The sequence below is a fragment of the Pseudomonas imrae genome, assembly GCF_046352735.2.
GTDB classification, from domain to species: Bacteria; Pseudomonadota; Gammaproteobacteria; order Pseudomonadales; family Pseudomonadaceae; genus Aquipseudomonas; species Aquipseudomonas imrae.
This window is the reverse complement of sequence record NZ_CP110853.2, coordinates 349835-370120: the sequence shown is the minus strand read 5'-3', so window position 1 is coordinate 370120 and position 20286 is coordinate 349835. Positions and strand designations below refer to the sequence as shown.

The 20286-nt window shown below is 59.1% G+C and carries 23 protein-coding genes and 1 tRNA gene; 20 read left to right on the top strand and 4 right to left on the bottom strand.

Going from position 1 to position 20286, the window contains the following annotated elements:
• Positions 1-4: 4 nt before the first annotated feature.
• From OQ460_RS01665 to OQ460_RS01650, 4 genes are all read right to left on the bottom strand, one after another.
• A complete protein-coding gene (locus tag OQ460_RS01665) occupies positions 5-262 on the bottom strand; it encodes a DUF2164 domain-containing protein (protein ID WP_410020199.1) in 258 nt (85 codons plus the stop codon).
• Positions 262-900: an imidazole glycerol phosphate synthase subunit HisH gene (gene hisH / locus OQ460_RS01660; protein ID WP_410020198.1), complete on the bottom strand. Its 639-nt coding sequence runs from the start codon at positions 898-900 to the stop codon at positions 262-264. The genes OQ460_RS01665 and hisH overlap by 1 nt, the downstream gene beginning before the upstream one ends.
• Positions 900-1493: an imidazoleglycerol-phosphate dehydratase HisB gene (hisB, locus tag OQ460_RS01655; RefSeq protein ID WP_017849940.1), complete on the bottom strand. Its 594-nt coding sequence runs from the start codon at positions 1491-1493 to the stop codon at positions 900-902. Before hisB ends, hisH begins: the two co-directional genes overlap by 1 nt.
• A gap of 219 nt (positions 1494-1712) precedes the next feature.
• The gene (locus tag OQ460_RS01650) at positions 1713-3374 is read right to left on the bottom strand and encodes an OFA family MFS transporter (RefSeq protein WP_410020197.1); all 1662 of its coding nucleotides are present in this window, start codon (positions 3372-3374) and stop codon (positions 1713-1715) included.
• Positions 3375-3669: 295 nt separating this feature from the next.
• Here OQ460_RS01650 and OQ460_RS01645 point away from each other — a divergent pair, with 295 nt between their 5' ends.
• The 20 genes from OQ460_RS01645 (at position 3670) to OQ460_RS01550 (ending at position 20146) form a co-directional block, all read left to right on the top strand.
• Positions 3670-5886: an AsmA family protein gene (locus OQ460_RS01645; RefSeq protein ID WP_410020196.1), complete on the top strand. Its 2217-nt coding sequence runs from the start codon at positions 3670-3672 to the stop codon at positions 5884-5886.
• Positions 5883-6950 (top strand): A/G-specific adenine glycosylase, encoded by a 1068-nt coding sequence (gene mutY, locus OQ460_RS01640; RefSeq protein ID WP_410020195.1) that lies wholly within the window; start codon positions 5883-5885, stop codon positions 6948-6950. Before OQ460_RS01645 ends, mutY begins: the two co-directional genes overlap by 4 nt.
• Positions 6947-7219: an oxidative damage protection protein gene (locus OQ460_RS01635; RefSeq protein ID WP_410020194.1), complete on the top strand. Its 273-nt coding sequence runs from the start codon at positions 6947-6949 to the stop codon at positions 7217-7219. Before mutY ends, OQ460_RS01635 begins: the two co-directional genes overlap by 4 nt.
• 103 nt (positions 7220-7322) lie before the next feature.
• Positions 7323-7398, top strand: a tRNA-Phe gene (locus OQ460_RS01630).
• A 174-nt stretch (positions 7399-7572) separates the two neighbouring features.
• Positions 7573-8799: a tyrosine-type recombinase/integrase gene (locus tag OQ460_RS01625; RefSeq protein ID WP_410020193.1), complete on the top strand. Its 1227-nt coding sequence runs from the start codon at positions 7573-7575 to the stop codon at positions 8797-8799.
• Positions 8796-9593: a hypothetical protein gene (locus OQ460_RS01620; protein WP_410020192.1), complete on the top strand. Its 798-nt coding sequence runs from the start codon at positions 8796-8798 to the stop codon at positions 9591-9593. Before OQ460_RS01625 ends, OQ460_RS01620 begins: the two co-directional genes overlap by 4 nt.
• A 109-nt stretch (positions 9594-9702) precedes the next feature.
• Positions 9703-9927 (top strand): helix-turn-helix transcriptional regulator, encoded by a 225-nt coding sequence (locus tag OQ460_RS01615; protein ID WP_410020191.1) that lies wholly within the window; start codon positions 9703-9705, stop codon positions 9925-9927.
• Between the two features lie 565 nt (positions 9928-10492).
• Positions 10493-10783: a hypothetical protein gene (locus OQ460_RS01610; protein ID WP_410020190.1), complete on the top strand. Its 291-nt coding sequence runs from the start codon at positions 10493-10495 to the stop codon at positions 10781-10783.
• Positions 10780-11070: a hypothetical protein gene (locus OQ460_RS01605; RefSeq protein ID WP_410020189.1), complete on the top strand. Its 291-nt coding sequence runs from the start codon at positions 10780-10782 to the stop codon at positions 11068-11070. Before OQ460_RS01610 ends, OQ460_RS01605 begins: the two co-directional genes overlap by 4 nt.
• The gene (locus OQ460_RS01600; protein WP_410020188.1) at positions 11067-11402 is read left to right on the top strand and encodes a hypothetical protein; all 336 of its coding nucleotides are present in this window, start codon (positions 11067-11069) and stop codon (positions 11400-11402) included. The genes OQ460_RS01605 and OQ460_RS01600 overlap by 4 nt, the downstream gene beginning before the upstream one ends.
• Complete coding sequence (locus tag OQ460_RS01595) at positions 11399-11524, top strand: hypothetical protein (RefSeq protein WP_410020187.1); 126 nt, start codon at positions 11399-11401, stop codon at positions 11522-11524. Before OQ460_RS01600 ends, OQ460_RS01595 begins: the two co-directional genes overlap by 4 nt.
• A 10-nt stretch (positions 11525-11534) precedes the next feature.
• The gene (locus OQ460_RS01590) at positions 11535-11942 is read left to right on the top strand and encodes a virulence-associated protein E (RefSeq protein WP_410020186.1); all 408 of its coding nucleotides are present in this window, start codon (positions 11535-11537) and stop codon (positions 11940-11942) included.
• Positions 11939-13216, top strand: a complete 1278-nt coding sequence (locus tag OQ460_RS01585) for an AAA family ATPase (protein ID WP_410020185.1) — start codon at positions 11939-11941, stop codon at positions 13214-13216. The genes OQ460_RS01590 and OQ460_RS01585 overlap by 4 nt, the downstream gene beginning before the upstream one ends.
• Positions 13216-13506 (top strand): hypothetical protein, encoded by a 291-nt coding sequence (locus OQ460_RS01580; RefSeq protein WP_410020184.1) that lies wholly within the window; start codon positions 13216-13218, stop codon positions 13504-13506. The genes OQ460_RS01585 and OQ460_RS01580 overlap by 1 nt, the downstream gene beginning before the upstream one ends.
• Positions 13507-13755: 249 nt before the next feature.
• Positions 13756-14967 (top strand): tyrosine-type recombinase/integrase, encoded by a 1212-nt coding sequence (locus OQ460_RS01575; protein ID WP_410020183.1) that lies wholly within the window; start codon positions 13756-13758, stop codon positions 14965-14967.
• An 83-nt stretch (positions 14968-15050) separates the two neighbouring features.
• Positions 15051-15284 (top strand): DNA-binding protein, encoded by a 234-nt coding sequence (locus OQ460_RS01570; protein ID WP_410020182.1) that lies wholly within the window; start codon positions 15051-15053, stop codon positions 15282-15284.
• Positions 15285-15425: 141 nt separating this feature from the next.
• Positions 15426-16673, top strand: coding sequence for a phage major capsid protein (locus tag OQ460_RS01565; RefSeq protein ID WP_410020181.1), 1248 nt, complete (start codon positions 15426-15428; stop codon positions 16671-16673).
• 51 nt (positions 16674-16724) lie between these two features.
• Positions 16725-16928, top strand: a complete 204-nt coding sequence (locus tag OQ460_RS01560; protein ID WP_410020180.1) for a hypothetical protein — start codon at positions 16725-16727, stop codon at positions 16926-16928.
• 306 nt (positions 16929-17234) lie between these two features.
• A complete protein-coding gene (locus tag OQ460_RS01555; RefSeq protein ID WP_410020179.1) occupies positions 17235-19883 on the top strand; it encodes a phage tail tape measure C-terminal domain-containing protein in 2649 nt (882 codons plus the stop codon).
• A complete protein-coding gene (locus OQ460_RS01550; protein ID WP_410020178.1) occupies positions 19883-20146 on the top strand; it encodes a hypothetical protein in 264 nt (87 codons plus the stop codon). Before OQ460_RS01555 ends, OQ460_RS01550 begins: the two co-directional genes overlap by 1 nt.
• The last annotated feature ends 140 nt before the right edge of the window (positions 20147-20286 follow it).

Genomic DNA, 20286 nt, shown 5'->3' with positions numbered 1-20286 from the left:
TGCCTCAATGCTTCTCAAGCGCCCACAAGTCGCTTTCGATGCTTTCGAACCTTTCTTTAAGGTGCGTTTGTGCATCGAAAATCGCCCTGTTGTAATAGTGCGGAGCAATTTCGGTGGTAAACAGCTCAAGGATTTCAGCCACCTCGAACGAGCCCAGCTTGAGCTCGAAGCGCTCTTTCATGAAGCGCTTGATCTTGTCGGTTGCCTCGCTCTCCTGCTGGGGAGTGAGATTCAGGATCGGCAGCTTGACCTTCTTGACCATTACCGACGCCCATCCCAGGTCGCGAAGTTCTGCAGCAATTGCAGGCCATGGGTATGGCTCTTTTCCGGGTGGAACTGCACGGCAAAGCGCGAACCGTCGCCCAGGGCTGCAGCGAAGTCGACGCCATAATGCCCGCCACCCACCACTTGGCCAGGATTCCCGGCGGCAATGTAGTAGCTGTGGACAAAGTAGAACCGCGCCAGGTCCGGGACGTCGTGCCACAACGGGTGATCCACGGTCTGGCGCACCTCGTTCCAGCCCATGTGCGGGACCTTCAGGTGTTCACCGTCTTCATGCAGGTCTTTGCCGAAGAACTTCACCTGGCCCGGGAACAGACCGATGCAGTCGACACCGTCGTTCTCTTCGCTGCTGTCGAGCAAGGCTTGCATGCCCACGCAGATGCCAAGGAACGGCCGATCCTGGCTGACTTCGCGCACCAGGCTGTCGAAGCCCAGGCGACGAATCTCGGCCATGCAGTCACGAATCGCACCCACGCCGGGAAAAACTACCCGGTCGGCTTCGCGAATCACGTCGGCGTCACTTGTGATCAGGACCTTGCCGGCACCTACGTGCTCAAGGGCCTTGGCCACCGAGTGCAGGTTACCCATGCCGTAGTCGATAACCGCGACCGTCTGCATTACAGGACGCCCTTGGTCGACGGCATTTGCCCGGCCATGCGCTCGTCCAGCTCCACAGCCATGCGCAGGGCGCGGCCGAAAGCCTTGAACACGGTTTCGATCTGGTGGTGCGTGTTGGTGCCGCGCAGGTTGTCGATATGCAGGCTGACGAGCGCGTGGTTGACGAAACCCTGGAAGAACTCCTGGAACAGGTCAACGTCGAAGCCGCCCACGGTGGCGCGGGTGTAGGGCACATGCATCTGCAGGCCCGGACGGCCGGAGAAGTCGATGACCACCCGCGACAGCGCCTCATCCAGCGGAACATAGGCGTGGCCGTAGCGACGGATACCTTTTTTGTCACCGATGGCCTTGGCAAACGCCTGGCCGAGAGTGATACCGACATCCTCCACGGTGTGGTGGTCATCGATATGCAGGTCGCCCTTGCTGACGATATCCAGGTCAATCAGCCCATGGCGGGCGATTTGGTCCAGCATGTGCTCAAGAAAAGGAACACCGATATCAAATCGGGCCTTTCCGGTGCCATCCAGGTTGATCGAGGCTTTGATCTGGGTTTCCAGAGTGTCGCGCTCGACGGACGCCTTACGTTCGGCCATCACCAACTCCGCAAAATCATTGGGCGAAAAAGGCAGCCATTATAGGGGCGCGGGCGCTAAACAGAAACATCGAAGGGGATAAGACTGATGGGCTGTCGGGGATAGACATGTGCATACATGTGGGAGCTGGCTTGCTCGCGATGCAGGCAACTCGGTCAGTCTGGATACCGAGGTGATGCCATCGCGAGCAAGCCAGCTCCCACATGGGGTCAAGCAGTGTTAGTTAAACAGTACCGCGGTCTTCTGCAGGGTTACCCACACACCCCACGCCAACGGAATGCCCACAACCAGCCAGGCGGCAACAGCCAACGGCACGCTGCCAGGAGCCGCTTTCCATTCCAGCACGGTACTGGCATCGGCGCCCTTGTCATGCCCCAGCGCTTGCTCTGCAGCCAGTTCGGCGTCGGTCATGAAGTATTTGTCGGCCACCGGGCGAACCAGCAAGTTGCAGATAAAGCCCAGCGCCAGCAGGCCGGCGAGAATATACAAGGTGATGTCATAAGCAGCAGCGCGTTCCACGCCGATGCTCAATTGATATTCACGCAAGTAATTGACCAATACCGGACCCAATACACCTGCCGCCGCCCATGCCGTCAGCAGACGACCATGGATCGCGCCGACCATTTGCGTACCGAACAGGTCCGCCAGGTAAGCCGGGACCGTGGCGAAACCACCGCCGTACATCGACAAAATGATGCAGAACGCACCGACAAACAGTGCCACGTTGCCCAAGTGCCCCATGTTCGGAATCAGCGCATACAGGGCAAAGCCCAGGGCGAAGAACACGAAGTACGTATTTTTGCGCCCGAGGTAGTCGGAGAACGATGCCCAGAAGAACCGGCCACCAATGTTGAACAGACTCAACAGACCGGTGAAGCCGGCGGCGATGGCCGCAATCGAGGCCAATTGACCCGCATCCAGTTGACCGAAAGGCACATCAATGCCCAGCAACTTGCCACCGAATACTTCCTGCAGCAGCGGCGAAGCCATGCCGATGATGCCGATACCGGCGGACACGTTCAGGCACAGCACCAGCCATACCAGGCGAAATTGCGGGGTTTTCCAGGCCACGTTCACATGCACATGACGATGGGTAATCATCGCGTTGTTGGCTTTTTTCGCCGGCGCGGTCCAGCCCTCAGGCTTCCAGCCGGTTGGCGGTACGCGGTAGGACAAGGCACCGCCAATCATGAACACGAAGTAGATCGCGGCCATTACCAGAAAGCTCTGCCATACGCCAACGCTGTCAGGCGTAGCAAAGTGCCCCATCAGCGCAGCTGCCAGGGGGGCGCCTACCATCGCGCCGCCACCGAAGCCCATGATTGCCATGCCGGTAGCCATGCCACGCTTGTCCGGGAACCACTTGATCAGGGTCGAAACCGGCGAAATGTAGCCAAGGCCCAGGCCGATACCGCCAATGACCCCCGAGCCGATCCACATCAGCCAGATCTGGTGGGTATAAATCCCCAGCGCCGAAATCAGCAAGCCACCACACCAGCACAAGGCCGAGACAACGCCCGCCTTGCGTGGCCCGGCATGTTCCAGCCAGCCACCCCAGATGGCTGCCGAGCAACCCAGGAAGATGAAGAACAGGGTGTAGATCCAGCCCAACATCGAGATCGGCCAGTCACACTGCGACGAGAAGACTTGCGCAATAAAGCTCATGTCCGGCGAACAGGCGAGCGGCGCGGTAACGCCCAGCGCCTTGGACAACGGCAGCCAGAACACCGAGAAGCCATAGGCCATACCGATGCACAAGTGAATGGCCAGAGCGGCCGGTGGAACCAGCCAACGGTTGAACCCCGGCTTGGCGATAATGCGCTCCTTGGACAGGAACGCAGGCTGCGCGGCAGTAATTCCTGCCGCTGTGCTTGTGCTCATTGGTGTTTCCCCCAGTTATTGGTCTGTGTTCGCCGGGCGCGCTCCTCCTCGGCCTTTGCACGCAATGCATGACCGTTTTTTGAGTAAAGCTCCCTGTGGGCGCGACGTTTAGTCGCAGAAGGCGGGCGAACGCGCAGAGATTAGCATTTGCAGGTGACAGAAAAACCAAATTGACACTACCTTTTTCGGGTCATCTGTTTTGTTTGACACAATGTAACAATACGTAAACAGCCGCGGACCTGCCGGCGTTATACTCTTCGGCTAAATTTTGAAATTGACCTACAAGGACTCGCCCATGAAAGCGTTCGGCAAAATCCTGGGCCTGGTACTTCTCGGGTTGTTGCTGATCATTGTGGCTCTGGGTTTTGCCCTGACCCATCTGTTCGATCCCAACGACTATAAAGAGGAGATTCGCCAGATTGCCCGTGACAAGGCCCACATCGAGCTGACGCTCAATGGCGATATCGGCTGGAGCCTCTTCCCCTGGCTAGGCCTGGAACTACATGAAGCCAGCGTGGCAACCCTGGCCAACCCTGCCCAGCCGTTCGCCGACCTGCAGATGCTTGGCCTGTCAGTGCGCGTGCTGCCGCTGCTGCGCCGCGAAGTCCAAATGAGCGATGTGCGTGTCGAAGGCCTGAACCTGCGCCTCAACCGCGACAAACATGGCCACGGCAACTGGGAAGACATCGGCAAGGCAGCGCCTGTTGCCACCGGCACCGCCCAAGCACCCGCCGCGCCTGCGCCCACCACTGCGCCAGCCGCGGAAAAACCGGCCCAGCCGATCCGCCTGGACATTGACAGCCTGACGGTCAATAACGCACGCATCGAGTACAACGACGAGCAAACCGGCAAGCAGTTCAGCGCCGAAAGCATCCAGTTGAGCACCGGCGCCGTGCATGAAGGCTCGAGCATTCCGGTCAAGCTCACTGCATTCTTTGGTAGCAACCTGCCGCTGATGCGAGTCAAGAGCGAGCTTGGTGGTCAATTGCGTTTTGACCGTGCCCTCCAGCGCTACCAGTTCGAAGACATGAAAGTCACAGGCGAAGCCACCGGTGAGCCGCTGCAAGGCAAGACCGTGTCCTTCACCGGCCAGGGTCAGTTGCTGGTGGACCTGTCGGCCAACATTGCCGAGTGGACCAACCTCAAGCTCTCGGCCAACCAACTGCGCGCCCTGGGTGATCTGAAGGTCAACGACCTGGATAAAACTCCGAATATCAGTGGTGCCGTATCGGTTGCCCAGTTCGACCTGGCCAAGTTTCTCGAAAGCATCGGCCATCCCCTGCCGGCCATGGCTGCGGGTAGCCTGAGCAAGGTCGAGTTGGTCAGCCGCCTGCAAGGCACGCCCGCCCGCATGGCCCTGGAAGACCTGAACCTGAAGATCGACGACAGCACCTTCACCGGGCGCCTGGCCGTGGAAGATTTCGCCAGGCAAGCCCTGCGGGTGCAGCTCAAGGCCGATACCTTCAACGCCGACAACTACTTGCCGGCCAAGTCCGAAGCCGCCAATAGCGCAGCCGTTGCTCGCCAGGCTGAAGTGCAGAGCAGCGAAGCCGGGGCCATGGCCAGCGGCGGTAGCACGCCGCTGCCCAATGCCCCGACCAGAGAGGCCTGGAGCACCGACAAGCTGCTGCCATTGACCCGCCTGCGCACGCTGGACCTTGTGGCCGACCTGTCATTCGGCCAACTGACCCTGAGCAAGTTGCCCATCGAAAACGCCACCCTCAAGGCCTCCGGCCTGGGGGGCCAACTCAAGCTCGACACTTTGAGCGGCGGTCTCTACAACGGCACGTTCCAGGCCAGCGGCGACCTTGATGTACGTCAGGACCTACCGCTGCTGGCGCTGCAAACCCATATCAAGCAGGTTCCGGCGGAGCAGATCCTGCAAGCCCTGGGGAAAAACCCGCCGATCAAGGGCCAGATCACCCTGAACAGCAACCTGAGCGGTCGTGGCAACAGCCAGAAAGCCTTGGTCGACAGCCTGAACGGCACCGCCAGCTTCGTGGTCACCAACGGCGTGCTGCTCAACGCCAATATCGAACAACAGCTGTGCACCGGAATTGCCCTGCTCAACCGCAAGACCCTTGCCAGTGAGCCTCGGGGCAAGGACACGCCGTTCCAGGAACTCAAGGGCAACCTGACCTTGCGTAACGGCGTGGCCAGCAACCCGGACCTGAAGGTGCGCATTCCCGGCCTGGCCCTCAACGGCAACGGCGACATCGACTTGCGTGTGCTGGGCATGGACTACCGCGTTGGCGTCATTGTCGAAGGCGACAAGCGCGATATGCCGGACCCGGCCTGCCAGGTGGGCTCCAACTTCCGCGGTATCGAAGTCCCGCTGCGCTGCCGCGGCCCGCTTGAACTCGGCGCCAAGGCGTGCCGACTGGACAAGGACGGCCTCGGCCAGGTTGCTGCCAAAATGGCGGGCAACAAGATCAGCGAAAAGCTGGAAGAGAAACTCGACAAGGTGAACCCCAAGCTCAAGGACGCCCTCAAAGGCCTGTTCAACCGATGAGAAACGAGCAATTTTCCACGGCGGTGCTCGATTGGTACGACCGCCACGGTCGTCATGACCTGCCCTGGCAACAGGGCATCACCCCTTACCGGGTGTGGGTCTCGGAAATCATGCTGCAACAGACCCAGGTCAGTACCGTGCTCAATTACTTCGACCGTTTCATGGCGTCACTGCCAACGGTCGAAGCCCTGGCCACCGCGCCGGAAGACGAAGTGCTGCACCTGTGGACCGGGCTGGGTTACTACACGCGGGCCCGCAACCTGCAGAAAACCGCAAAAATCGTCGTCGCCGAGTACGGCGGCCAATTCCCCCGTGATGTCGAGAAGCTTACCGAGTTGCCCGGTATCGGCCTGTCCACCGCCGGGGCCATCGCCAGCCTGAGCATGGGTTTGCGGGCACCGATCCTCGACGGCAACGTCAAGCGCGTGCTCGCGCGCTTTACGGCCCAGGAAGGCTACCCAGGAGAGCCCAAGGTTGCCAAACAGCTGTGGGCTACCGCCGAGCGCTTCACCCCGCATGCCCGCGTCAACGCCTACACCCAGGCGATGATGGACATGGGCGCGACCCTGTGCACCCGCAGCAAGCCCAGTTGCCTGCTGTGCCCCCTGGAAAAAGGGTGCGAGGCGCACATGCTGGGCCTCGAAACGCGCTATCCGATCCCCAAGCCGCGCAAGAGCGTCCCACAAAAGCGCACTTTGATGCCGCTGCTGGCCAACGCCGAAGGCGCGATTCTGCTTTACCGCCGCCCTTCCACGGGCTTGTGGGGCGGATTGTGGAGCCTGCCGGAGCTGGATGACCTGGACGACCTGGAGCATCTGGCGCTGCAACACTCCCTCGAGCTGGGCAAGCAACAGCCGCTGCCCAGCCTGATCCACACCTTCAGCCACTTCCAACTGGCCATCGAACCCTGGCTGGTCCAGGTCGAGGAATCCGCCCATCACGTGGCCGAGGCTGACTGGCTCTGGTATAACCTCGCCACCCCGCCGCGCCTGGGCCTCGCCGCCCCGGTGAAAAAACTGCTGAAGCGCGCGGCCGACGTCTTGAACGCAGGAGTTTCGCCATGACCCGCACCGTAATGTGCCGCAAGTACAAAGAAGAACTGCCAGGCCTTGAGCGCCCTCCATATCCAGGCGCCAAGGGCCAGGACATCTTCGAGCATGTCTCTGCCCAGGCCTGGAGTGACTGGCAAAAGCACCAGACCCTGCTGATCAACGAAAAACGCCTGAACATGATGAACGCCGAAGATCGCAAATACCTTCAGGGCGAGATGGACAAGTTCTTTTCCGGCGAGGATTACGCCAAGGCCGAAGGCTACGTACCGCCTGCTCAATAACTGATCAAAATCCGGGGTCGGAACGTAAGCGACGGTAATAATTAAATATTTTTTGAAAACTTGCTTGACGACCCCCTGAAAAACCCGTTTAATGCGCCCCGTTGCCCAGATAGCTCAGTCGGTAGAGCAGGGGATTGAAAATCCCCGTGTCGGCGGTTCGATTCCGTCTCTGGGCACCATGAATTCTTTTCAGGTGCTCCCAAAAACACCTGAAACCCTTAGAAAACCGGCCTTAGCGCCGGTTTTTTATTGCCTACGATTCCCCACACCTACCTTGCCAGCCCAGAGTTTTGGGGGCAGAGTTGGGGGCATGACCGGTTCGGTCATCTCGCATGCCCCCAAAATGGTGCACCATGGCCCTGAAAGTCGCGCCCCTGACCGATTCCGCCCTCAAGGCTGCCAAGCCCAGGGAGAAGCCATACAAGCTCGCTGACGGCGAAGGCTTGTATCTCGAAGTGATGCCAACCGGCTCCAAGCTCTGGCGCCTCAAGTACCGGCACCTCGGCAAAGAGAACCGCCTGGCGTTCGGCTCCTACCCGGAAGTGACATTGCTGCAGGCCCGCCGCAAGCGATCTGAGGCGCGCCAGTTGATTTCCGAGGGCAAAGACCCGGCCCAGGAGCGCAAATCCACCAGGCAGGCGCAGAAGGTCGAAGGGCTGACGTTCGAGACGCTGGCGCGAGAGTGGTTCGCCTACAACGCACCGCGCTGGGCAGAGAGCACCACCTACAAGGCCAAGCTGTACCTGGAGAATGATTTGATCCCAGGCATTGGCTCGCGCACGCTCAAAGACATCACCCGGCCCGACCTGGTGGAGCTGGTGCGCAAGGTAGAGGCGCGCGGCACGCTCAACGCCGCCGGCAAGATCCGCCAATGGCTGCACCAGATATTCCGCTATGGCCTGGCCAAGGGTGTCGTAGAGACGAACCCAGCCACTGATCTGGATGTGGTGGCCGCGCCCGCTCGAGCGCCCCGCCATCACCCTCACGTCGCGCTATCAGAGCTTCCTGAGCTGCTGACCAAGTGCGACAGCGCCAACATCAACGCACTGACCCGTTACGCCATCCGGCTGCTGGTGCTGACAGCCGTGCGTCCTGGGGAACTGCGCGCCGCGCCCTGGTGTGAGTTCGATCTGGACGCTGCCACCTGGACAATCCCGAAAGAGCGGATGAAGGCTCGCCGGCCGCACGTCGTGCCATTGCCAAGTCAGGCCGTGGAGATCCTGCGCCAGATCAAGCCGATCACCGGGGAATACCCGCTCGTATTCGCTGGCCAGCAGAACCCAGATCGTCCAATGAGCGAGAACACCGTGAATAAGGCGCTGCGCATCATGGGCTACGAGAACCGCCAGACCGGCCACGGGTTCCGGCACCTGCTCTCCACCGAGCTGAACGGGCGTGGCTACAACAAGGATTGGATCGAGCGACAGCTCGCGCACGGCGACAGCGACGGCATCCGCGACACCTACAACCACGCCAACTATCTGGAGCAGCGCCGCAGCATGATGCAGGCCTGGGCTGACTCAATCGACGCGCTGTGTTCTGGCGCGAATGTGGTTTCTATTCGGAGTGCAGCACAGTGAGCAAGCTCAGCAAATTCATGCACTCCCTCAATCCGGAAGAGGCAGCAAAGCTTCTATCCAGATTGATAGGTGAAGACGTATCAACTAAAGACCTTGAGCGCCTGCACTCAAACGATTGGCTGAATACACGGGCGAACTGTTTTGCCACCATAGTCAGGCTCAAGCCGGCACTCGATGATGAGGCGCACGCACTTCAAGTTGACCATGGCCGATATATCTTGGAAGAAGACGAAGATTGTGGGCTTTGCCTCGCCATCAACTTACCCATGGACATGGTTGACCTCATGGGTTTTGGAAGAGCATTTGTTCTCAGAGATACCAGCGGTGGTTTTTACGCGCTGCGAGACAATGAAACCGGCCTATACCTTAATGACACATCGGATAGCCTGCCATATTTTGATGAGTGCCTAATAGAGCCTAGCGACATATTCAAAATTGCAGAAAAGGCAAACAATGATGATGAGCTTTCGCCCACGAGAAATAGAGTAAAGAAGAACGAAAACACCGTCTCAGACGTAGATCTTTATAACTTTTCACCAGGTGAAGATCACCAAGTAAAACCGAGAGCGGCGATAAGCACACTTGAAATACAAGAGTCTCCATCTTTTGTTATGGCAGTAGCAGCGCTAGTTGAAATCTCTACGAACGGCGATAAGAAAAATAGAAATCAATCATCACTTATTGATGATATTTTGGATAACTATAAGTTCCGTGGATTGAGCAAAAGCAACTTAGAAAAAATGTTCTCGCAGGCTAATCGAGCCTTGACCGCAGCCAGGGCTACGAAAGACTGACTGCAATTGCAATTGCAAAACTGTTTTTTGCAGTTGCAATGACTCTTCCTCAGCCTCCCCCCAGCATTGCCATCGTCAGTTACCCATAACGCCCCAGGAGGCGCAGACGATGGCAAACGCTACCAACACCACCGCACCAGTCCGCCGGTTTATCAAGCGCCAGGAAGTAGAGTCGATCACTGGCCTCTCCTGCACTGAGATTTACCGCCGTGTGGCAGCAGGCAAATTCCCCAAGCAGGTCACCCTCGGTCCTAAGAGCGTCGTTTGGGTCGAATCCGAGGTTCTTACCTGGTGCGACGAGCGCATTGCCGAAAGCCGCTCTGAGGTTGCGTGATGAGCGCCATAAATTCTTACTCGTGCCCTTTTTCGTCACTCGTGCCCACACATAAGGATGGGCACGAGTGGGAAAACAGGGCACGAGTAGAAAAACTCACACTAAAGAACGGCGACGGACGGTCGATGTATTCTGTTGCAAGCAATCATGGTCATCGGTATGGTTCGCCTGTCGCTGCAAATTCAGCGACCGGGCTTGGCCGCTCGAGGAACGTTAGGCGCAACAGCGCCCCCATTACGATTGCAGGCGCTTTTTTTGTGCCCGCAGTCCTGTGTTATGGCGGGTTGCGTGGGGACACCTTCGGGTGTGCCGGGTTCCTAACGTCCCGGTCGGCCAACCCCGCGCAACCTGCCACCCTTACTCGCTTGGCCGCGAAAGGTGGCAGTTCCTCAACGTTAGGAGCTGAACCGATGAATACCCCTATTGCGTCAAAAATCCGCGCACTTGCTCATCGCCGCATGGCACTGAGTGCCCTCCGCGCGAACTCGTCCCTATCCGTCCGCTTGAAACGCTACAACCACCACATGGCTCAGGCCCGCACTCTGGAAAGCTCAGGGGGTGCGCAATGAATACTCCCACCCGCACCATCCATGAGATCGCCCACGACGCGCTTGAGGATCTGGGCAACGCACAGGTCGTTCTGGGCAAGCTTGAATCCCTGCTGTATGCCGCACTTGCAGACAATGGCACGAGCCAGCATGTCCGCAACCTGGTGGACATTGCGTGGAACCTGGCCGCTGACGGCGCCAACACCGCCAGCGGAGACCTCGAGGTGATCAGCAAGGCTCTCAGCGAATCCGCGCCACAAAACGCGCAATCCGAAGTCGTCGCGCAGGATTCGAGGGTGTCGCCATGAATAAGCTCCCTGCTGCTTTGGTCATCGAGGGAGAGTTGCTGCATGACGTTGTTGTCACAGCCGAGCAAATGGCGCGCATGAATGAGGACCGTGCGACCTTCAACGAGTTGCGCTCGATCCTTTTGGCTCACGTTGTCCCGCAGCTCGACGGCGGATGGAATAACCCCCTTGCCACCGAGATAGAAAGCCGCCTGGAGTCGATCACATTCGCAACCCGTAACTTTTTCTGGAAGGGACGGCACGCTGGCGCTGCTCACGATGCGGTTCACGTCAGGAGCTGCCAATGACCATCCCGAAATCCAAACGCCCGCTGCCACGCCAACCGGCTAAACCTGGTCTTGAGCCAGCAAGGCTGTACGGGTCATTCAATCCTGGGATCAACAAAAAAACCGCATCCGAAGTAGTTGCTGATTTCTTGCGTCGTGCCGAACTGACTAGCGATCCAGATCAAAGGCTCGTGCAAGCCCAGCGCGCAATCGGGGCGGTGATGGCGCTTCTGGCGTTCGGGGCTCCCGGTGCTGGCGTGCGTGACCTTCATCTGGATCTTTTCGCACGTCTATCGGTGCTGACCGGTGAAACCCCCGACACCCTCGTCACAATGGCAGGAGTAGCAAAATGACCATCGCCAAATTCAAAGACGACGGTGCCGTCATGTCGGAGCAAGGGATCGTCCACCTTGATATTGATGAGCCCGAAACGACGGCTGAGTCACCCAAGCAGCGTAACGACGCCCTGATCTAAGAGGTTAACCATGAAAACTCAAAACGGCGCACTTGCGCTGGCGGGATCGGCTTGCCTGGATAAAGTGCTTAGTTGCCTCGACAAAGTTAAACCTGCTGGCACTAACAAGTGGAAGGCCTGCTGCCCTGCGCATGATGACAAGAACCCGAGCATGGCGATTAGTGAAGCTTTGGATGGGACTATTTTGCTCAAGTGTTGGGCGGGGTGTAGTGCTCAAAACATTGTTTCGGCTATTGGCCTGGAGTTGCGCGACTTGTTCCCCGGTAAAAAGCAGCCACGGCGCGGACCAAGTAAGCCCGCTATTGAACATGAACGCATGGTTTACCGGATCGGCAAGTCATTACTTGAGCGGGGAAAGCTGGAAGGTGATGACCTGCAGCGCTTCAACCTCGCCAAGCAGCGCCTGGGGGTCAAATGAATAAGGATATATTTGCAGATCAGTGGACTGATGCTACGGACCCGTTCCGGGCGCCTGGGCTGAAAGCCGTGCCCAATACACCGGCGGTTTGGAAGGTGAACGCAGTAAGCGCCGCGGACATCAAGCCGCTGGCGATTCGTTGGCTCTGGCCTGGCTGGCTGGCGAAAGGGAAGCTGCACATTCTTGCTGGCGCGGGTGGCACCGGGAAAACCACACTACTTCTCAGCCTCATCGCAACTATCACGACCGGCGGGCGGTGGCCAGACGGCGAACTCTGCCAAGAGCGCGGTAACGCACTCATCTGGTCGAGCGAGGACGACCCGGCTGACACCCTTGTGCCGCGCCTCATCGCCGCCGGCGCAGATCTGTCCCGCGTCCACATCATCCAAGGCCGGATCAATGCCCAGGGCGAGGCCGATCCCTTCGACCCTTCAAACGACATTGGGTTACTGCGCGACACGGTGCGCGAACTGGGCAGTGTGTCGTTGCTGATGCTCGACCCGGTGGTCAGCGCTGTGAAGGGCGATATGCACAAGGCTAATGACGTTCGGCGCGGCCTGCAGGGCGTGGTGGACTTTGCTGAGGCCAATCTCTGCGCCGTGGTCGGCATCAGCCACTTTGCCAAAGGCGGCGCCGGTTCATCGCCGGCAGATCGGGTGATCGGCTCGCAAGCGTTCTCAGCGCTGGCCCGGACGGTACTGGTTGCGGCCAAACAGCAAGATTCTGATGCAAGAGTGCTGGCGCGGGCCAAGTCCAACATCGGCACCGACGAAGGCGGTGTCTCGTACACGATCGAACCCTGCACCATTGCCGGCGAAATTGAGACGACTCATGTGGTCTGGGGTGAAGCCATTGCAGGTAGCGCCCGCGAGATTCTTGGTGACGTGGAGGCAACTGGTGATGAGGAACAGACGGATGCGGATGACCCGAGCGACTGCCTATATCGGATCCTGAAAGACAACCCGCTCGAAAGTAACGAAGCCAAAGCGCTCATGAAGCGGAACGGTTACACCGAAAAACAGATACGGCGGGCTCGCGAAAAATTGACAGTAGTTGCGATCAGGACGGGCAACAAGAAGGACGTGAAATCGTTCTGGTCGCTACCTCAGGCCGATGGACCTTACGCAGCGTTTCCTCCACTCGTGCCCTCTGAAACCCACTCGTGCCCATCCTTGGGCGTGGGCACGAGTCAGGAAAAAGGGCACGAGTGCGATAAATCGCCCGATGACGCCCCAATGCCAAGCTTTGCAGAAGACGACGCGGAGGAGCTCTGATGGCTGCTCTTGCCTATCTGCTCGACTTGGGGTTTGTGGCGAAACTGAGCGGAAAGCGTGTGCGGGTATCGCCGGCCAGCAAGCTCAATGACCAGGTGCGGGCCTACATCAAAAACCACCGCCTCGAACTGCTGGCGGAGCTGGCATCGAATGACGGCATTGAGCGGCGCTGCCACTGGCAGGTGATGCTCGACAGCAAGCCTCTCTGCACGATGATCGGGGAGCCGATGACCCGTGCAGAGGCTCTGGAGGTGGTGCGATGGCGATGGCCTGATGCTGATCTTGTATAGGCAGCCTGGAAAGGCGATGGCGCCGATCGGCTCCATCAGAGGGGACAAATCGATGCATCCAAAACTGGACGTATCTCGAATCCATGTCTGTAGGCGCGAGCGCACTGGGTTGAGTAACGCTCACACCGTTACTCAATCGTTAGCGACTGCGCGAAGCCATAAATATCAAAAAGTGCGCTCAGATGTGAGCACATCTGCTCACATCTTTATGGCTCAGATATGAGCCAGCAGCACCGAGGAATTTTGAGTATGAGCACCTTGTACATCGCATTTACCGATAGCGAAATTCGCAAGCAGGCCGCGGGGTCCGCTCGTCAGCTACGCGATCATCGTTATCCCGAGTTGCGCTTTCGCTACTCCACCGCGGACCGCGCCAAGGGGGCATGGCATGTCGTGGTGCGCGGTAAGTGGGGCAAGGCCGGTAACTATCCGGGCATCAACGCCAAACTGATGCAATCGACGCTGCCCGCCATCCTGGCACGCCGCGCCGTGGATCCGCAGGCGGTATCGACCACCAACACCTGGGCCTCAACCGGCGAGCTGCTGACCTGGTATCAGGACCGCATGCTGAGGGATCGCGGCCTGTCGGTTAAACGCAAGGCCGGGGCCAAGTCAGCGCTCAAATGCCACCTCCTGCCGAGGTTGGCCAGCCTTCCCCTCGGCGACCTGAACAAGGCGTCACTTGACGCTCTGCTGATGTGGCCTCTGCAAGAGCGTTGCGAGTTGTCATTCGTGCGCCTGGTCTACAACGTGCTGGCGGTTGGCGTTCGACAGGCACACCGGCTGGGCCTGATCGCCCACAACCCCATGGCGGGATTGAAGTTCAGCGACTTTGTATCGACCAGGATCAAGCCCAAACCATCGAAACTGCGCGCCGACGATCTGCCCGGGTTGCTAGCCAAGCTCTTCGCAGACTTCGATACGCACACAGGCGAGGCCATGTTGGCGCTGATGATGCTGTGTCACGGCACCCGGATCGGCGAGACCCGGCTGGCCCTGTGGCGGAACATCAACCTGGATAACCGCCAGTGGTTTATCCCGGCTGCCGACACCAAGACCAAGGCCGAGCACACCCTGCCACTGACCGAGACGGTGTGCGAGTTGCTGCGTCTCCACCAAGCCAGACAAGAGGCGTGCGGCTATCGGGGTGGCTATGTGTTCCCCAGCACCGGACGCGGCCCAATGAGCGCAACCACGGCCACCCTGGTGTTCGCTTCCCTCAGTGATCGCCAGTGGACAAGCCATGACCTGCGCAAGGTGGCCCGTACTGCCTGGATGGATCTGGGTATCGATTACCTGGTGGGCGAGATGCTGGTTAACCACGCACTCCGAAACATGGACGCCACCTACATCCACACCACCGCCGAGACGTTGAAACGCCAAGCGCTGGAGAAGTGGCACGCCTGTCTAGATGGGTATGGGTTGAGCCTCTTTACGGGCGAGACAAGTGCAGGACAGTGAATTATCAAGAAATAGCTATAGCCCACGTAATGCAAGGGCTACAGACAAAACAGAATTCCACTACAGGGGAGTACCTACGAACCATGAACGAGATAGAAAAGGAGATCGCGGACCGGCTCGCAGCTGCTGGAATTACCCCGCTCATTGGCGGATTGGTGCCGGAGCCGGCCACCGCCGATCTGATCGGGTACGCCCCCAGCTACCTTCGGCGCCTAGCTGCTGACGGCCTGGCCCCGCTGCCGTTCGTTCGCCGGGGAAATCGCAGGTTCTACAAAATCGTCGACATTGTGAGCTTTGCGACCAATACCGCCGCATAACGGAGGACTTCACCGAAGACTTGGGATTGTGTGCGCGCATAACGTGGTTGCCATGAACTCACGCCATGCGCTGGGGGATTGAAACGCCTCTTCACGCCCTGCGCTGTCGAGGCGCCCATAGAACTCCAATGGGATCGCCCCATGACAACCACACATCAAAAACGCTGGGACAAGCTCAAGGCCACCCTGGCAGCGAATCAGCAACCGACAGACAGTCGGCAAGTGCTGGGCACAATCACCCAAGAGATTACCGAAATGGATCACGACATCGATCAGGTCGTTACTGCACTCAAAGCACACAAGGAAACGATTGAGGGCCAGGGCGAGAAACAGGGCGAATTCAACGCCCGTCTGCAGGAGCTAGAACAGCGCGCCGTTGCCGGCGGACTGAAGCAAGTCAGCGACCCGACCGCGAAACAGCCCAACGTCATCAGCGCTGCAGTTACCGAGGCTGAAGGACTCAGCAGCATCCAGGCGGGCCAGAAGTCCACCGGGCGCATCACAGTCACGGCTGGCGTTCGTGCCGCAGTAACAAACCCAGACAAGGGGGCCGCTGGTTCTACCAGCTATCCCACGGCGCCTGCTCGGGCTCCTGGTATCCAAGGGATTCCACAACCTCGACTCAGCCTCTTGGATGTACTGCCGATCGTTCCCGTCGAAGGGTCTACTTACGAGTATGTCCAGCTCGACGGCTATTTGAGCGGGGCTGCTTACCAGGCGAAGGAAGGGGACGAGAAGTCAGAGGGCCAATTGCCTACCAAGCTTTCTCGGGCGGAGATTGCAACCATCGCCACCTGGATCCCGGCGAGCCTGCAAGTTCTCAACGACAACAGCCAGCTCGAGCAACAGGTCGGCCTGCTGATGAGCGTCGGTGTACGGCAAAAGCTCGAGCAAGAATTGCTGGCTGGCGCAGGCGGTGATGGGGAGATATTGGGCTTCATCGCTCAGGCCACAGCCGCTGGCATTACCACCGGCAAGCCAGTCGATCGCATTGGGCTGGCCCTCACTGACCTGAAAGCTCTTGGCTGGAATCCCAACGTGATAGTGATGAATCCGCGCGATTGGTTCGCCATCGAGAGTGAGCGGGCCGATACCACTGATGGTGGCGATGGACAGTACGTGATCGGTACTCCTCGGGACCCGGCGCCGCCGAGCTTGTGGGGCACCCCCGTAGTGGTGACGATGGGGATGCCGGAGCTAGGTGCGCTGGTCTTGGACACTTCGACCACTGCCCTACTCGATCGACAGGAGGTCACAGTCGAAGCCAGCCGACACGATGGCAATAACTTCCGGCGGAACCTGGTCACGATCTTGGCCGAGATGCGTGCAGGTCTGGCGGTGTATGCCCCGACATCGATGCGCCTGGTCAGCCTGACCCCAACCCCTTAACCAATCATTCAGAGCGGTGGAGCAGATCTGCTCCACCGCCGAGGGCTAGCCATGTACCAGCAACCTGAACCCCTTCCCAAGTCAATCCAGCAAGCGCTCAATCAGATCGCACACAGTCGCGCTTTGCTCTATCAAGCTGCGTGCCGCGACAAGATCCGCAAGGAGATTGACGAGCTGCTGGCCAGAGGCATAAGCCACCAGGAGGCAATCGAAGCGCTTAGGACCAATCCTCCTACGATCGATCCGGCCTACTGATCACGCTCGACTGTAGGGGGTGGGTCAAAACCGTGGAAGCTTTCGCATAGGACACCGCCCCCGACCTCATTCAGAGATTTTTTCCCCTCACAGAGATTTTGTTAATTATTTGTTAAAGGCCGCATGAGCGTTAACAAGCGCCAATCCCTTGTACTGCCTGCTCCGTAGAGGTTATGAGGGCGTGAATGATTTGTTAACGCTGTTAATGCAGGTTAACAAGTTGTTAACGCCGGAGAACGGCTTATGGCAGGTACAGACGTACAAGGGATGCTTGTTCGCATTGAGGCGACGACACAGCAGCTACGCATGGAACTGAACCGCGCAGATAACGCTGTCGGCAACGCAAGCAAGAAGATTGACGGCAACCTGGGTGTGGTGGATCGCGCCTTTAACAGAATGGGCATGTCGGCAGAGCAGGCCGGCAAGATCGCGGGTACAGCGGCCGCCAGCCTAGTCACTGGTGCCGTCGCTGCCGGTGCCGCCTCCCTGGCAATGCTCAAGCAGACAGCAGAAGCCACAGCGGAGACGCAGCGCTGGGCCAAGTCGCTGGGCATGAACACCCGTTCACTCCAGGAATGGCAGTACGCCGCCGAGCGTGCGGGCCTGTCCGGCGACAACATGGCCGATATCTTTAAGGACATCGGTGACAAGATCGGTGACGTGCTGATCACCAACGGCGGTGAGGCGGTAGACGCGCTCAACAAGTTGGGGCTGTCGGCCAAGGCCCTCGCCACACTCTCGCCAGACCAGCAACTGTTGGCGATAGCCAAGGGCCTGGAGAGCGTCGGCACCCATGCGGAAAAGATCAACATCCTGGAGAGCCTCGGCAATGATCTGTCGCGGATGCTGCCGCTGTTGGACAACAACGCCGAAGGGTTCCGCAAGCTGGCCAAGCAGGCCGGCGACTACGGCATTGCGATGGATCAGAAGCAGATCGACGCCCTGACCAAGACCTACGATCTGTTGAAGGACATGGAAGACCAAGCCAGGGGCCTTAAAAACGAGTTCGCCGCGGGCCTGGCCAGCGTTGATATCAGCCCCTTGCAAGACTCAATGGACTCGCTACACGCCATCGTCACCGACCCCGAGTTTCAGCAGGGCATGACCGACCTAGCGGCTATGGTGCTCAAGATAACGGGCGCTGCCGCCCAGGGCATAGCCCGCCTGCCGGCGGATGTACAGAGCCTGATCAACCAGTACCAGGTGCTCAAGGCTTCGGCTTTCGGCTCCGACAAGGACCGCCACCTGGCCGGCGTCGCCAAGCAACAGGAGTTGGTCGACAACCTGGCAGCGTACAACAACGCCTCCGGACCAATGGGCAAGTTCGCGACTGATCCGTCGCTGTACGTTGGTGACGCGCTGCTGAACAAGGACTGGAAGGCCGCTCAACGTGACGCCGAGGCGAAGCTGGATCAGTACAAACGCTACACCAAGCAAATGGGGTGGGATGACGGTAAGTCGGACACTCCAGAGACGCCGGCGACCACACTGCCTACCACCAGCATCACCGGGCTACTCGGCAAAAACGGGCCAGATAAGGCTACCGAGGCCGCACAGAAGACGCTGGACAACGCATTCAAGACGACTGAGGAAGGCTACAAGCGTCAGATTGCACTGATCAACACCACGGGCGACAAGCAGAAAGACGCCACCGAAGTCATGAAGCTGTCGTTTGAGCTGCAGGAGGGGAAGCTCGGCAACCTGAGCGAAGCACGCAAGAAAGAGCTGGTGGGGATGGCCGCTGAGCTGGACAAGCTCAAAGAGATTCAGAAAGCCAATGAGGACGCCCTCAAGCTTTCAGCTTTCAAGAGTGCCCAGGACGTTGGCACCCAGACGATCAAGGACGGTTTCAACCAAGAGCTGTCTGGCATTGGTATGGGCGACAAGGCCCGCGACCGGATGCGCGCCGACTTGTCGTTGCAACAGAAATACGCCGCTGACGTGGCCAACCTCAACGAACAGCTCCAGGCCAAGAACATCAGCCCCGAGATGGCCCAGAAAGAGACGGCGATTCTCAAGGCCGCCCTCGATGAGCGCATTGGCTACCAGCACCAGTATTACGCGATGGTCGATGAGGCCCAGGTTAACTGGATGAACGGGGTCAACGAAGCGTGGGCGAACTACGCCGACGCCGCCCGCGACTACTCGACCCAGGCCGCAGACCTCACCAACACGGCTCTGGGAAGCGCTACCAGCGGCCTTGGCACGTTCTTCTCTGACGTGGCCAGCGGTGCAGAGGACGCGGGAGACGCCTTTGGTGACATGGTGGGCAACTTCGCCAAATCGATGTTGAACGCGCTGAGTGATATGGCCGCCCAGTGGCTGATCTATCAGGGTGTGCAAATGCTGGTGGGTAAGACCACCCAGGCCAGCGCCGCCGGTACCCTCGGCGCGAACGCTCAGGCCATGTCCCTGACAGCGGGCCTCAACGCCTACGCCGCAACCGCAGGCATTCCCATCATTGGCCCAGCAGCAGCGCCGGCGGCAATGGCGACTGCAATGGCTGTCACCGGCCCGCTTGCCTCGGCGGTGGGTATGACAGCGCTGGCGGGTATGGCGCACGATGGTATCGACTCGGTACCCAAGGACGGCACCTGGTTCCTGCAAGAAGGCGAGCGTGTGACGACTGCCCAGACCAGCGCCAAGCTCGACGCCATGCTGTCCAGGATCGACAACGGACTGAACAACGCCCAGCCCTATGCGCCGATCGGTGCCGGCCTCTTGAAGGCCAACAGCAACGGCAGGCCGGCAATGATTGGCGCGGGCGAAGGATCGAGCGGATCGGCGCCGGTTCAGCCGCTATTCAATATGCAGGTGACAGTCCAGGCGCAGCCGGGCGCATCAGAGGCTGACACCAAGCGCACAAGCGAATCAGCCAGCGCCGCCATGGAGCAGATGGTGGTGCGTGTGATTGACCGGGAGACCCGCCAAGGCGGCGTTCTGTGGAGGCGATAATGGACGTTCAAACAAGAGGTGTGATTGCTGATCAATTGGCGGCGCTGATCAGAAAGACGCTCGCACCCCAGCTCTGTACGGGCACCGCAAAGCAAATGCGGGAACGAAGCGCGGAGATGTTGTGCCTCATGGCACGTGTGACTGCCGCGACGCTGCATGAAGGCCCGGCAGATACCGAACTGCTATTTCGAATACGCAGGTATGAGGCAGTGATGGGGCAATGGGCGGAAGATTCGTCGGCGGCGCTGCTAGTAGTGAAGTAGCGGTGCCATGTAAGCGGCCTATCGAGATGGTATATCCAGCCGCCGATCACCAAAAAAACTATGATCTGAGGGGGGTATTTCACCACCCCACGGCCAACACCGCGACCTCTCGGCGATGTAGGATGCATAGTGGTGCCGAT